The organism is Roseburia sp. TF10-5 (assembly GCF_003462365.1).
Classification (GTDB): domain Bacteria; phylum Bacillota; class Clostridia; order Lachnospirales; family Lachnospiraceae; genus Roseburia; species Roseburia faecis.
In genome coordinates this window covers 262,282-276,108 of sequence record NZ_QTYW01000002.1, presented here as the reverse complement: position 1 = coordinate 276,108, position 13,827 = coordinate 262,282, and the positions used below count along the sequence as shown (strand labels likewise).

General features: G+C 45.2%; 9 protein-coding genes. 6 read left to right on the top strand and 3 right to left on the bottom strand.

Annotated elements, in window-relative coordinates:
* Nucleotides 1-6: 6 nt before the first annotated feature.
* The 3 genes from DXD06_RS03390 to DXD06_RS03380 all read right to left on the bottom strand — a co-directional run bounded on the left by DXD06_RS03390 (nucleotide 7) and on the right by DXD06_RS03380 (nucleotide 4,300).
* Entirely contained in the window at nucleotides 7-993 is a 987-nt protein-coding gene (locus DXD06_RS03390) for a hypothetical protein (RefSeq protein ID WP_117830642.1), read from the bottom strand.
* 320 nt (nucleotides 994-1,313) lie between these two features.
* A complete protein-coding gene (locus tag DXD06_RS03385) occupies nucleotides 1,314-3,029 on the bottom strand; it encodes an acyl-CoA dehydratase activase (protein WP_117830641.1) in 1,716 nt (571 codons plus the stop codon).
* On the bottom strand, nucleotides 3,023-4,300 hold the full coding sequence (locus tag DXD06_RS03380) for a 2-hydroxyacyl-CoA dehydratase family protein (protein ID WP_022045942.1): 1,278 nt from the start codon (nucleotides 4,298-4,300) through the stop codon (nucleotides 3,023-3,025). The genes DXD06_RS03385 and DXD06_RS03380 overlap by 7 nt, the downstream gene beginning before the upstream one ends.
* Before the next feature lie 183 nt (nucleotides 4,301-4,483).
* Between DXD06_RS03380 and DXD06_RS03375 the strand changes: the two genes are divergently transcribed.
* The 6 genes from DXD06_RS03375 to DXD06_RS03350 all read left to right on the top strand — a co-directional run bounded on the left by DXD06_RS03375 (nucleotide 4,484) and on the right by DXD06_RS03350 (nucleotide 13,806).
* Nucleotides 4,484-5,407: a hypothetical protein gene (locus DXD06_RS03375; protein ID WP_117830640.1), complete on the top strand. Its 924-nt coding sequence runs from the start codon at nucleotides 4,484-4,486 to the stop codon at nucleotides 5,405-5,407.
* The gene (locus DXD06_RS03370; protein ID WP_022045940.1) at nucleotides 5,388-6,077 is read left to right on the top strand and encodes a response regulator transcription factor; all 690 of its coding nucleotides are present in this window, start codon (nucleotides 5,388-5,390) and stop codon (nucleotides 6,075-6,077) included. The genes DXD06_RS03375 and DXD06_RS03370 overlap by 20 nt, the downstream gene beginning before the upstream one ends.
* A gap of 6 nt (nucleotides 6,078-6,083) precedes the next feature.
* Nucleotides 6,084-7,466 (top strand): sensor histidine kinase, encoded by a 1,383-nt coding sequence (locus tag DXD06_RS03365; protein ID WP_117830639.1) that lies wholly within the window; start codon nucleotides 6,084-6,086, stop codon nucleotides 7,464-7,466.
* Nucleotides 7,467-7,524: 58 nt separating this feature from the next.
* Nucleotides 7,525-9,810 (top strand): hydratase, encoded by a 2,286-nt coding sequence (locus tag DXD06_RS03360; RefSeq protein ID WP_117830638.1) that lies wholly within the window; start codon nucleotides 7,525-7,527, stop codon nucleotides 9,808-9,810.
* 10 nt (nucleotides 9,811-9,820) lie between these two features.
* Nucleotides 9,821-11,176, top strand: a complete 1,356-nt coding sequence (locus DXD06_RS03355; RefSeq protein WP_117830637.1) for an AI-2E family transporter — start codon at nucleotides 9,821-9,823, stop codon at nucleotides 11,174-11,176.
* A 128-nt stretch (nucleotides 11,177-11,304) separates the two neighbouring features.
* Nucleotides 11,305-13,806 (top strand): ATP-binding protein, encoded by a 2,502-nt coding sequence (locus DXD06_RS03350; protein WP_117830636.1) that lies wholly within the window; start codon nucleotides 11,305-11,307, stop codon nucleotides 13,804-13,806.
* The last annotated feature ends 21 nt before the right edge of the window (nucleotides 13,807-13,827 follow it).

Sequence of the window (13,827 nt, the reverse complement as noted above, 5' to 3'; positions counted from 1 at the left end):
GTGTGTTTATACTTTTACTGGCATAGAATTTAATGCCTCTTCGTATTCATCTGAAGTGTAATCCAGTAAAATTTTTTCTTTTGGAACGTTATATTTGATCATATTTTGAATTGCATCAATTCTACCCTTGGCTTCGCCCTGTTCCAGCAATTCTTCAGACCGTAACTTCAAAATCTTACCACCCATAATCTCACCCAATCCTTTCCTAATATCATTGTCTTTTGGAATAATATAATCTGCGATTTTCTCAATTAAAACAATCATATCCATATAAAGATATGACTTTTGTTCTTTTTCGGACGCGTCCTCTAACCTTCGGTTGATCTCCCGGAAATCGTCCAGCAGATGCTTCACTTTTTTCGAATTCGTTCCATTGTGCTTCAAAAAATGTTCATACCGTAAGATATGATACGGAAGCAGAATCAGCAGCCGTTTTTCAAAAATCCGATCCACCGTGTATCTTTTCGCCTGCAAAACCGGAACGCGGTAACGTACTTTCTGACCATCTGCAAACGTTACGATTGCCTCATGATAATCCGGAAGCGAACGGTGATTGCGGATGTAAAGCACGCACGATTGAGGAAACGCAATCTCCCAAATTGCATGTTCCCCCAAAGAAGCATGCTCAAGTGCAATCGAAATGTCGTACTCGAACATTCGGATAACCATTGTCCTGTCCTTAGAGGACTGGCATTCCAGATGGTATATATGTCCACCAATCCGGATAATGGAGTCCGTGATCACGGTTCCGTACTTTTCGTAATGTTCGTTTCGCAATTGTTCAAACTGTTCCTCTTCGCTGTAAGAAGTATGGAAAACTTCGTTGATCAGCGGAATGAGAAGCTGCGGCATTTTTTGCGCAATGGTTCGGAATACATCGTCGAAAATCGTGCTGTGTTCTGTTGTGTTTTCTGTGCCGGCATCTAGCAACGAAGTTGTCAAAATGTCAGTGTTCCCCATGTAGTGTCCTACCTTTCCTTTAGTATATATCATAAGCATCTGCTTTTACAATATAGAAAGTATAAAAAACAGAGCTGTTATGACCAGTTCTATGAAATTGTGGTTCTAATGGAAATTTATGAGCGAAATGCTCTCCATGAGTGGTGATTGCGGTACAATGGCGATGTATCGCATAAGTAATTGTGGTATATAATTTTATAAACCCAATAAAAACAGAATATCGTATTTTCGGACAGAAGTCAAATGATTTATAACAGTAACAGAAAAACCTAAAATGAACAGAAAAACAACAATTGCGATACGATTGGAAAATAAATCGTATCACGATTGTTGTTGTAAAATTATTTTCTGGTTTATAGGATCTCCTCAAGCCCATACAATGCCGCACCCAGTGCACCGACAATCTCTGGTTCCTCATAGATATGTAGTTTTTCTCCAAGCTGCTCCTCCAGCACGGCGACGACACCCGGATTCTTGGCAACACCGCCAGTCATCATATATCCCGGATTCAGACCGACACGTTTCAGGAGGGACATTGCTTTCCCGGCAATTGCCTTGTGAATTCCATGTGCAATATCAGCAATCTCTTTGTTCTGTGCGATCAGGGAGATAACTTCCGATTCAGCAAAAACACTGCACATGCTGCTGATTTCAATATTTTCTTTGGACTGCAGGGATACCGGGCCAAGTTCGTCGATACTGATTTCCAGGGAGCGCGCCATCATTTCCAGAAAGCGGCCGGTTCCGGCGGCACATTTATCATTCATGACAAAATCGGCAACTTCTCCATTGTCATTCAGCCGGATGGCTTTGCTATCCTGACCGCCAATATCGAGGATCGTGTGAACGTCCGGGAAGAGAAGATGCGCACCTTTTCCGTGGCAGCTGATTTCGGTTACATTTTTGTCCGCAAATGGAATGCTGACACGACCATAACCGGTGGATACAATCAGGGAAATATCTTCCCGGTTAAGTCCGGCCTTTTTCAGAACGTCTGCCAGTGCGGCATCTGCACTCTGGGAAGATTTGGCTCCGGTGCGGACAACTGAAAATGCTTTGATCTGTCTGTTTTCGTCTAAGATTACGGTGTTTGTAGAGGTAGAGCCGCTGTCAATTCCTAATGTATACACTGTATCACCCTTTCTTTTTATCATTTGTTTTTCCCCGGTCAGGGACAATCCTTTTTTCATTTTCAATTCTTCCATAAAGGCTTCCACACGGGTCCGGACCTGTCCGGCACATTGTCTGGTGGAATCGGTTTCTACCAGCAGAATCGGCAGATCCAGCCGCTGGCGGAAATCCGCATACTCATAAGAATAAGAGTCACAGAATTTGACGGTATGATATATAATTCCATCCAGGCGGTCGGTAAAACCGTCAAGAAAATGTTCACGGTTCGCTGCTTTTAACATGCGCATGCATGGAATCTGGTTTAGCAGCGCGGCAGCATAAGAATGCAGGACCTGATCCTCTGTAATGGAAAAATCACGTGCAAGTCCGGTGCATGTTAAATCAAACAGCAGATTGGCACCGCGGTCGACAAGCAGCTGACGGATTTCATTGTTGCATCGGGCACCCATGATTCCGATATTGAGTTTCTGTCCGTTTCCTTTTTCGGACACTGCACTGGAAGACATGCGGGTGTTTTCCTGTTTTTTCAGAGCTGCTTTGTTCTGCATCATGGAAACAAAACGTTTCAGATCCAGTGTTTTTCCGGAGAAAGCCTCGTACTCCGTGAGCATTTGTTTTAACTGGCGCTCATAGAGTGCTACTGCGAAATCATTAAATTTGCGGGGAATATCCAGCAAAAAGAAAAATTTATCCGGGAACTGGCTTTTTAATGTGTCATACAGACGCCGGATGCTGTCGCAGCAGGTAGTCAGAATGACACCCTCATAGTCATGTTCCATCACATCTTCCAGCACGGCCTTGGTATAGGAACAGATGTTGGCGTGCATCAGGGTGTCCGCGTGGTTAAAATCCGTAACGGATGGTTCCAGACGTGTGATTTCCGTGTCCATGGCTTCAAATAATTCCATGGGGGTATATTTACATACATAACCTAACATGATGAATTCCTCTCTTTATCCAGAATTTCCAGAAAAGCTTCCAGACGGGTTTTGATCTGTCCGTCATGGCTGTTCCGGCGGTCCATGGCATCGCCATCCAGAACGAGCAGTGGAATATCCGCGGCCTTGAGTGTTTCGCGAAGCTGGAATACTCCGCCGGCAGATTGCTTACAGCCCCAGTGGCAGAAGTTAATGACGCCATCGGCATGCATTTCTTTTGCCAGTTTTACGAGCATATTTGCTTTTTTTTCGTATGGACCGTTATAGAGATTGTTTAGCATTTTAGTGGCAAGTGCTTCCAGTGGGTGGGTGGTATCCAGTTCGTCCATGTAATCCAGGTTCATTTCGGTACACTGGATCTGGTAATCTCTGTTCAGGTTAAAATAGTGTTTGAGTGTTTCCTGATAAAAGGGAAGCAGATGTACCCACACAATCCGGGTGCCGTCATATTTCGGATATTGTTTGATATCCTCGGCAAAACTGCGGAACAGGTCAAGGGTTTCCGGTGTTCCGATGTTTAAGTGGGTGGCAAAAAGCATGTACATCTGCAGAGTCAGTGTCGATGGATAATAGCGCTCTGCCTGCAGTTTTAAAAACTCTTTGTAATAAGCTTTCGACTGGTTTTCGCGGGCAAGTGTTTCCGACAGGTCATCCATGGACAGACGTTTTCCGGTCAGTGCTTCCAGTTTCTGAATCAGTTCTTTCAGCTGCATGGTCACATATTCCACGGCTTCCGGAGAACAGCTGTCCGGCACATCGATCACATAAGTGTCAAGATCCGTGTGCCGGCTGACATAGCGGAATGTGTTAATATTGCCGTCACAAATCATGGAAGTTGTCACACCGAGTCTGGCAGGTGAAATAATTCCGGAGTCTACGGCACCGATAAAATCTTTGTGATAGGAACAGAGCGTGGAGGCAATTCCCCGGCTTTCTGCGCGGTCGATAAAATAGTCTTCACACGTAAATCCTGAGAGAAACGAAGAAAGACATTCCATGGAAAGCGCACTGAGTCCGAAGCACTGGAAAATTTCCACGGGTGCAAACAGATTGCACCAGACCGTGGATTCCGGGTATTCCAGCGCATGAAGCGTATTTTTTACGCCGAGCGTATTCAGCTTCTGATATGCTTTCGGCATTGTTTTTTCTGCAAAATGTTCAGTCCGGAACTGTTCGAGATGTAATCCGATGTCAATCATTTTGCGTGAAACTGCCGGGTGGGTGCCGGCATATTTTTTAATATAATTTCCGTAAGTTTTGACGATATTCATAGTATATATCCTTTATTAAACAGGTTCATTTTCAAAAAATTATTATAACCTTGTGTCTGTAAAAAATAAAGTTTTGTGTAATAAAATTTAGAAAAACCTAAGAATCTAAAATATTGCGTATTATAGGGGGATTGATTATAATAGAAAGTACGGAATTATCTATTATGGAAGGAATCAGGACACATGGGAGCACAGGACAATACGGAAAAGGTACTGCGCAGTCTTCACGTTTTGCTGTCGAAGAGTGAGCCGTATCCGAAAGAGCCGAGTAAAGTTATCATAGATAAGCAGCAGGTGATTGATCTGCTGGCAGAATTAAATACCTGTATTTATCAGATTATGGATGAATACGAGCTGACCATTCGAAGCCGTGACAAGGCAGAGCGCGATTTCCATAAAAAGGGAGATCAGATCATCTGGGATGCAAGCCGTAAGGCAGAGGACATTTATGCGGCATCTGTCATGTATATGGATGAAACGTTAAACCGTATGCAGGATATCATGCAGGAGGCAGACAAAAAGGTCGGTGCCATCTATCAGGAAATTAAAGAACAGATGGAAAAAGAAGAAAAGACATTAAGAACCAACAAGTCCGAACTCAAAGGACAGCTGCAGGATCTGGTTGATACCGAAAAGTACTTAAAGATCATCGAGGAGCGAAACCGCGAGATTGAGAAGGAAAAGATGGAAGGAAGACCGGAGTACGAGCAGGAGAAGCGGGAAGAAAAAGCGATTTATGCAAACCGGCAGACCGATATCAGGATTAATCAGGAATATCTGGATAAGCTTGGACTTTCCGTACCGGAAGAACCGGTAGAAGACCTTGCGGAAGAACCAGTAGAAAAGCCAGTGGAAAAGCCGGTGGAAAAACCAAAGAAGCTGTCGCCGAAGCCGGAGATTCCGGCACCGGTTACGGTAGAAGATGACGATGAAGAGTTAAAGCAGCTGGAAGAACAACTGCGTGTGAATCTGGATGCTGATTATTTTAAGTGGAAAGATGAACAGGAAGAACAGGAAGCAGCAGAAGAAAAAGAAAAATCCGCCGGCTTTCAGAACAAGATCAAGAACCTGATAGGAGGACATCCGCATGACGATTCTGGTGTGTGATGATGACAAGGAAATTGTAGACGCAATTGAGATTTACCTGATTCAGGAAGGATACCAGGTAGTAAAAGCATATGACGGGGAACAGGCTCTGGATATGCTTCGCACAAAGAAAATTGATCTGATGGTGATCGATGTGATGATGCCGAAACTGGATGGAATCCGTGCGACATTCCAGGCACGTAAAACAAGCAGCATTCCCATTATCATCCTGTCTGCCAAGACAGAAGATGCGGATAAGATTCTGGGGCTGAACGTGGGGGCGGACGATTATGTGACCAAGCCGTTTAATCCGCTGGAACTGGTTGCCCGTGTGAAGTCACAGCTGCGGCGTTATACCACACTTTCGAGCACCCCTTCCGGTGATGCCGTTTATGAAGCCGGCGGTCTGGTTATTAACGATGAATTAAAAAAAGTTACGGTAGATGGGGAAGAGGTCAAACTGACTCCGATCGAATACAACATCCTTCTGCTTCTCATGAAAAATAAAGGAAAAGTATTTTCCATCAGTCAGATTTATGAGGAAATCTGGAATGAAGAAGCAATTGGCGCTGACAATACAGTTGCTGTCCACATCCGGCATATCCGGGAAAAAATCGAAATCAATCCGAAAGAACCGCGGTATCTGAAAGTGGTCTGGGGTGTCGGCTATAAAATTGAAGCGGGGGCGTAGCTGTCTATGAAAGAATTCTCCAGCGGAAAAAAGGGCGCAGCCATTGTCATGCATCAGATGTTCCTGATTATGATGCTTTGCGGAATCTATGGGATCGGATACAATCTGCGCAGACATATCGGAGGGCTGAGGATTCTCAGCCTGTTTATGGTGATCGGCATGGTCGGAAGCTTTGTATTTCTTGCCTATCTGACAGGTGTTGCAGGGCGCCGGTCGGAGGAGGATGCAACCATTTACCTGACCTGGATCGATAAAATTTATACGGATATCCAGATGGTGCTTTTTGTGGCATTCATTTATCTTGTGCTTTTTTTGGGGAGAAATCTCCATGACATCCAGTTTGAACTGTCCGGACTGATGGTAGCGGTCGGAACAGTCGGGTATCTGGTCGATGTTGTATTCCTGCTGTTTTATATGAGCATTGTCCGGCGGGTCAAAAACAATACCCTTCTGACATACAGTCTGATCTATCAGGCAGGAAGCTTCCTTAGACGGGTATTTATCTCCGGACAGAATCCCAGACTGTGTACGCGTAAGGCGCGCGAAAGATATGAGATCCAGCATGCAATTGAAAAAATTGCGGCAGGGGCACTGGATACAACACTGGATGTGGAGCAGTTTCACGGACAGGAAAGAGGCATTGCAGCTTCTGTGAATAATATCCGTGCAGGGCTGAGCGAAGCCATTCAGGAGCGGATCCGGAATGAACGGATGAAGGCAGACCTGATCACGAATGTTTCCCATGATATCAAAACACCGCTTACTTCCATTGTCAATTATGTGGATCTGCTCAAACGTGAAAACCTGGAAAACGAAAATGCACGTAATTATATCCGGGTTCTGGATGAAAAATCCCAGCGGCTGAAACAGCTGACGGAGGATCTGGTCGAAGCATCAAAGATCAGTTCCGGAAATATCCAGCTGGATATGCAGACCATTGATCTGGTAGAACTGCTGTACCAGACGGGTGGTGAGTTCAATGAACGTTTTGAGGCACGTGGGCTGACCATTGTGACGAAACTGCCGCACAATTCGGTGATGATCCGGGCAGACGGACGGCAGCTCTACCGTGCAATTGAAAATCTGTATACCAATGCGGCAAAATATGCACTCGAAAATACCCGGGTTTATGTAGATCTGGAAGTAGAGGAGAACAATGCGGTTTTCCGTATCAAAAATATTTCGAGAAATCCGCTGCCGGAACAGGGAGCGGCGAGGAAAGACCTGACGGAGCGTTTTGTGAGGGGAGAGGAATCCCGCACGACAGAGGGAAGCGGTCTTGGACTGTCCATTGCAAAGAATCTTACACAGTTGATGGGCGGTGAGTTTGCAATCCTGGTAGATGGCGATCTGTTTGCGGCATCCATTACGTTTGCAGTCGTTGCATAAAAATACATTTTATTATATAATTATCATTAACTATGATTTCGAAAACAAGGAGGAAACTATGAAGTTATATGAGAACGGCGCATACCTGGTCAACGGCAGGGATGTTGTCATTAATTCACCGGAAGCAGCATCTGCTGTCAATGCAAAGACAGGAAAGACTGTTACACCGGAAGATGCAAAGAAACAAACCATTGCATATGGAATTTTAAAGAACCACAATACATCTGGCAACATGGAAAAACTGCAGATCAAATTTGATAAGCTGACTTCCCACGATATTACATTTGTCGGCATCATCCAGACCGCCAGGGCATCAGGTCTTGAGAAGTTCCCGATTCCTTATGTACTCACTAACTGTCACAACAGTCTGTGTGCAGTCGGTGGAACCATCAACGAAGATGACCATATGTTTGGACTGACATGTGCAAAGAAATACGGCGGAATCTATGTTCCTCCTCATCAGGCAGTTATTCACCAGTTTGCAAGAGAAATGCTTGCAGGCGGCGGAAAGATGATCCTTGGATCAGACTCCCATACCCGTTACGGAGCACTGGGAACCATGGCAATTGGAGAAGGTGGTCCGGAGCTTGTAAAGCAGCTTTTGAATAAGACTTACGATATTGATATGCCGGGAGTTGTCGGCATTTACCTGACAGGTACCCCGCAGAAGGGTGTCGGACCGCAGGATATCGCACTTGCCATTATCGGTGAAGTATTTGCCAACGGATTTGTAAAAAATAAAGTGATGGAGTTTGTCGGACCGGGCGTATCCAATCTGAGTGTTGATTACCGTATCGGTGTTGATGTTATGACAACAGAGACCACCTGTCTGTCCTCTATCTGGAGAACCGATGACCAGGTGAAGGAATTCTATGAGATTCACGGAAGAACCGGAGATTTCGAGGAACTGAATCCGGGAGAAACTGCATACTATGACAGCTTTATCGAACTTGATTTAAGCGAGATTAAGCCAATGATCGCCATGCCGTTCCATCCAAGCAATACATACACGATCGAGGAATTAAATGCAAACCTGATGGATATTCTCGATGACTGTGAGAAGCGTGCACAGGTAAGTTTTGATGGAAAAGTAGACCTTGACTTAAAGAGCAAAGTAAAGAACGGAAGACTGTATGTAGATCAGGGTATCATTGCCGGATGTGCTGGTGGTGGATTTGAAAATATCTGCGATGCAGCAGACATCTTAAAGGGCACTTCCATTGGAGCGGACGAGTTTACGCTGAGTGTTTACCCGGCTTCCACTCCGATTTATATGGAATTGGTTAAGAACGGTGCCGTTGCCAATCTGTTGGAGACAGGTGCCATTGTCAAGACTGCATTCTGTGGACCGTGCTTTGGTGCCGGAGATACACCTGCAAATAATGCATTTTCCATCCGTCATTCTACACGTAACTTCCCGAACCGTGAGGGCTCTAAGGTACAGAACGGACAGGTTGCTTCCGTAGCACTGATGGATGCGCGTTCTATCGCTGCAACCGCTGCAAATAAGGGATTCCTTACCGCAGCTACCGATATTGATGTAAACTACAGCAAGCCGAAATACTTCTTTGATAAGACCATTTATGAAAACCGTGTATTTGACAGCAAGGGTGTGGCAGATCCGGACGTAGAGATCCAGTTTGGACCAAATATCAAGGACTGGCCGGCTATGAGCCCGCTTCCGGAGAATCTTGTGCTGAAAGTTGTTTCCGAGATTCACGATCCGGTGACCACAACGGACGAGCTGATTCCTTCCGGAGAGACATCCTCTTTCCGTTCCAACCCACTGGGACTGGCAGAGTTTGCACTTTCCAGAAAGGATCCGGAATATGTTGGACGTGCCAAGGAAGTACAGAAGGCACAGAAGGCTGTCGAGGCAGATACCTGTCCGGGGGATGCACTTCCGGAGATTCATCCGGTTATGGATACCATCCGTGCAACGTTCTCCGATGTCAACCGCTCAAACGTTGGTTTCGGAAGTACGATTTTTGCAGTAAAACCGGGAGACGGTTCTGCGCGTGAGCAGGCGGCTTCCTGCCAGAAGGTACTTGGCGGATGGGCAAACATTGCAAATGAATATGCGACCAAGAGATATCGTTCCAACCTGATTAACTGGGGTATGATTCCGTTTGTTATTGATCAGGGAGACCTTCCGTTCCACAATCTGGATTACCTGTTTGTTCCAAAGATCCGTGAGGCGATCGCAGACGGAAAAACAGAATTTGAGGCATATGTGGTAAAGGATGGTGCTTTAAAGCCATTTACCCTGCGTATGGGAGAACTGACACCGGATGAGAAAGATATTATCCTTAAAGGCTGCCTGATCAATTATTACCGCGGATAGGAGATCTTGTATGACAGACGTGGAAAAACAAAAACAGATGGAACAGATCAAACAGAGTGAGGATGGCATGCGTCAGACGGTTCTTCTGATTAAAATCGGATTGATGGTATTTCTCACCTTTGCCTGTTGTACCGTATTTTTCTTCCTGGTGCTCCGGTACAAGGGGGTTGCAGATACCTGGCATCTAATTACAGGTGCATTGCAGCCGATTATTATCGGACTGGGACTTGCTTATCTGCTTAACCCGGTTATGAAATTTCAGGAGCGGCGCTGGCTGCCGTTTCTGAAAAAGAAAATGAAATCGGAAAAATCTGCGGCTAAAGTGGCACGTGGATTGTCCATTGCCGGGGCAATCCTGTTCCTTCTGGTGATCCTGGTGCTTTTGATCGCCGCAATTGTTCCTTCGGTGGTATCAAGTGTTACCGGGCTGGTGGAAGCACTGCCTGGTAATGTGGAGAGCCTGATCCGTATGGTGAAAAGCGGAAAACTCGGAGCCTATGGAGTGACAGATACCATCAGTGATATGCTGACAAAGCTGACGGATTATGTGGAAAACTGGGCAACGAACGATCTGCTTCCACAGATGCAGCAATATCTGCTGCAGATTACTTCCGGCGTAATCACGATGGTCAAATCCATATTAAACTTCATCATTGGAATTATTGTTGTTGTTTATGTCTTATCCATTAAAGAAAGCCTGGTGGGACAGGGCAAAAAGATTGTGTATGCGATCTTTAAACCGAAACATGGAAACATTATTATCGAAGTTTTCCACAAGGCAGATGAAGTATTTGGTGGTTTCATCATTGGAAAGATTATAGATTCTGCCATCATCGGTGTGATCTGTTATTTTGGATGTCTGATTCTGCATATCCCAGATACGATACTGGTTGCGGTTATCATTGGAGTAACCAATGTCATTCCGGTGTTTGGACCGTTTATCGGTGCGATTCCGACACTTCTTCTGGTGGTGATCCAGAGTCCGCTGCATGCGTTGTATCTGCTGATATTTATTATCGTTCTGCAGCAGGTGGATGGAAATATTATCGGACCGAAGATTTTAGGTGATTCCACCGGATTATCTGCGTTCTGGGTAATGTTTTCGATTCTGATCGGAGGCGGACTGTTTGGATTTCTGGGAATGCTGCTTGGAGTTCCGGTGTTTGCGATGATTTACTATATTATCCGCAGACTGGTAAACCACAGCATACGAAAGAAAAATCTTACAACCGTAACGGCGGCATATGTGGAGGCGGCCGGTGTGAATGAGGCAACCGGTGCGATCATATATTACGGGGAAAAACAAAAGAAAAAGAGAACTTTAAAAGATTCCGGGAAGAAAGACGAAACAAAGAAAAACCAGTAATTTCAAGGGCTGTACGCGTTTGTGTGCAGCTCTTTTTTTCGGATTATTTTTTGACACTAATTGCCGCCTATGGTATACTTGAAAATAGACAGATAGACCTGTTTGGGGATACTTTAAGGAGATAACAATTGGACAAATACGAATATAATCTGAAGCTTGATCAGATGAAATCCCGCTATGCGGAAGAGAAATATGATGAGGCAGCAGATATTGCAGATACCATCAATTGGAATAAGGTTAAAAATGTAAATGGTCTGGTAAAAGCTGGGGAAGTGTACGAAAAAGTACAGCGTTATGAGGAGAGCCGGGAAGTTTTGCTGATGGCATATGATCGCTCGCCGATCGGAAGAATGATTATTTACCGTCTTGCGGAAGTGGCGGTCAAGATGAAAGATTTTCAGGCGGCACAGGATTATTACGATGAGTTTGTGGAGATTGCGCCTCATGACACCCTTAAATATGTACTTCGCTATGATATACAGAAGGCACAGGGGGCTTCTTATGAAGAACTGATACCGATTCTTGAAGAACTCAAGGAACAGGAATACACGGAAGAGTGGGCATATGAGCTTGCTTATCTGTATCACAAAGCAGGGATGAGTGAGAAGTGTATTGATGCATGTGATGAGCTGGTTCTCTGGTTTGGAGATGGGCCATATGTAGAGCGTGCATTGGAACTGAAAATGCTGTATCAGCCATTGACGAAAACACAGGAAGAAAAGTATCGGTCGTTTTGTCAGGCAAAAGATGACAGAGCAGGTTTGACACACATTGATGTGGAGGAGATGGCGCGTGCCGGGGAGACCGTGCATGATCCGGTCGCAATTCCAAAAGTAGAAGTAAACACAGAACGGTTTAATACCGTCAATCTTCAGGCGGAAATTGCAAAGGGTATGCAGCAGATCATGGATGCAACCGAAAAAGAGACGGTCACGGATACGCTGGACAATATCAATCGTATGGTGGAAGATGTCCCTTATCTGAAAATGCAGATGGAGGAAGAAAAGCCTGAGGCACAGCCGGAACAGAATACACGGCACATTGAGACAGATGAGGAGATTGATGGTTCACTCAAGACAAATTTCAAAGAGTTGTTGGGAGAAGACTCCGATGGTCAGATGAGCATGATGACAAATGAGAAAAACATGATTGAGCATCAGATCACAGGCCAGATGACAATTGAGGAAGTGCTGAGTGAGTGGGAGAAAATGCGCAAGGCTGCGGAAGCTGCATTAGAAGATGCCAGAAAGCGGAAACTCGAATCCGCCAAAGCGCGTGCACTGCAGGAGGCAGGCGATATTATGGACCGCCTGACAGGAGTATTGCCAAAACTGGATGCGGTACTGGCAGAGAAGGCGGATATTGTGGAGGAAACGATGGAAACACCGCCACAGACGCCGGAAAGGGAAACACCGCCGGCAACGAATGAGCCGGAAGAACGAAAGGAAGAAGAGGAAGAGAACAAAAAAGAGGAACAGCCTGCCAGGGATACAGATGCCGAAGAACTTTGGCCAGAGGGAGTATCTTTAGAAGAAATGGTACGTTCCCAGCAGAAAAAAAAGACGGAAGCTGCCGCACAGAAAGCAGCAGAAGAGACATCCGATATGACAGAAGATGACCAAAACTTAAATGAGAATCGTGGTGTAGAAGAAATGGAAACAGAAACAGAAACAAAGAAAAAGGATTTTGAGGAGGTTCCGATCGAGGATCTGCCACAGAAACCAACACTTGCACAGGAGAGGGAAGAAGAGTTTGCTTTTGTAAGAAGAAAAACAGATCGCTCTTCCTGGAAAGGAAAAACAGTACATATTCCACAGGTAGACACACCGGTGGATCTGGGAAAAGAGGAAAAACAGAATATCCCGCTTGTAGAACTGACCGATGAACAGAAAGCGATTTTTTCGTATTTTATGCCGGTGAAGGGCATGGAGGATCAGCTCTGCAAAGCGTTGACAGTTGCTTCGTCCCATCTGAAAAATAAGGAAACTGCATCGAGGGGGAATCTCGTAATTAAAGGCGGACAGGGAAGTGGAAAAACAACACTTGCCACCAGCATGATCAAAGTCCTGCAGCAGGAGACCGGGGTTTTGGATGGAAAGATTGGAAAGATCCATGCGGAAGCATTGAACCAGAAAAATGTCGGCGGGCTGCTGGATAAGGTGTCAGGGGGATGCCTGATTATTGAGCAGGCGGGGGATATGGAGAAAAAAACTGTATCGGAATTATCCAATCTGCTGGATGCCGATGAGAGTGGTCTCTTCGTTATTTTGGAAGATACATCCAAGGGCATCAAGCGGTTATTCGCACAGAATGAGACATTTGCACAGAAATTCAGTGAGCAGATTTCCGTTCCGATTTTTACTAACGACGAACTGGTAACGTTTGCACGTTCTTATTCCAGGGAACTTGGATACAAAATTGATGATATGGCGGTTCTGGCATTGTATAACCGGATCAGCAATATTCAGAGACTGGATCAGGCTACAACCCTGACAGAGGTGAAAGATATTGTGGATGAAGCAATTCACCGGGAGGCACATGGAGGGTTAAAGAAAGCTATCAGTATTCTGACCGCCAGCCGTTATACGGATGATGACAGAATTGTACTAACGGAAAAGGACTTCGAGTAAGATAGATAAGAGAAGACAGGG

Coding starts and splice junctions, on each gene's coding strand:
- DXD06_RS03385 (WP_117830641.1), bottom strand. CDS start 3,029: ATGTTAGGTTATGTATGTAAATATACCCCCATGGAATTATTTGAAGCC.
- DXD06_RS03390 (WP_117830642.1), bottom strand. CDS start 993: ATGATATATACTAAAGGAAAGGTAGGACACTACATGGGGAACACTGAC.
- DXD06_RS03355 (WP_117830637.1), top strand. CDS start 9,821: ATGACAGACGTGGAAAAACAAAAACAGATGGAACAGATCAAACAGAGT.
- DXD06_RS03365 (WP_117830639.1), top strand. CDS start 6,084: ATGAAAGAATTCTCCAGCGGAAAAAAGGGCGCAGCCATTGTCATGCAT.
- DXD06_RS03375 (WP_117830640.1), top strand. CDS start 4,484: ATGGGAGCACAGGACAATACGGAAAAGGTACTGCGCAGTCTTCACGTT.
- DXD06_RS03370 (WP_022045940.1), top strand. CDS start 5,388: ATGACGATTCTGGTGTGTGATGATGACAAGGAAATTGTAGACGCAATT.
- DXD06_RS03360 (WP_117830638.1), top strand. CDS start 7,525: ATGAAGTTATATGAGAACGGCGCATACCTGGTCAACGGCAGGGATGTT.
- DXD06_RS03380 (WP_022045942.1), bottom strand. CDS start 4,300: ATGAATATCGTCAAAACTTACGGAAATTATATTAAAAAATATGCCGGC.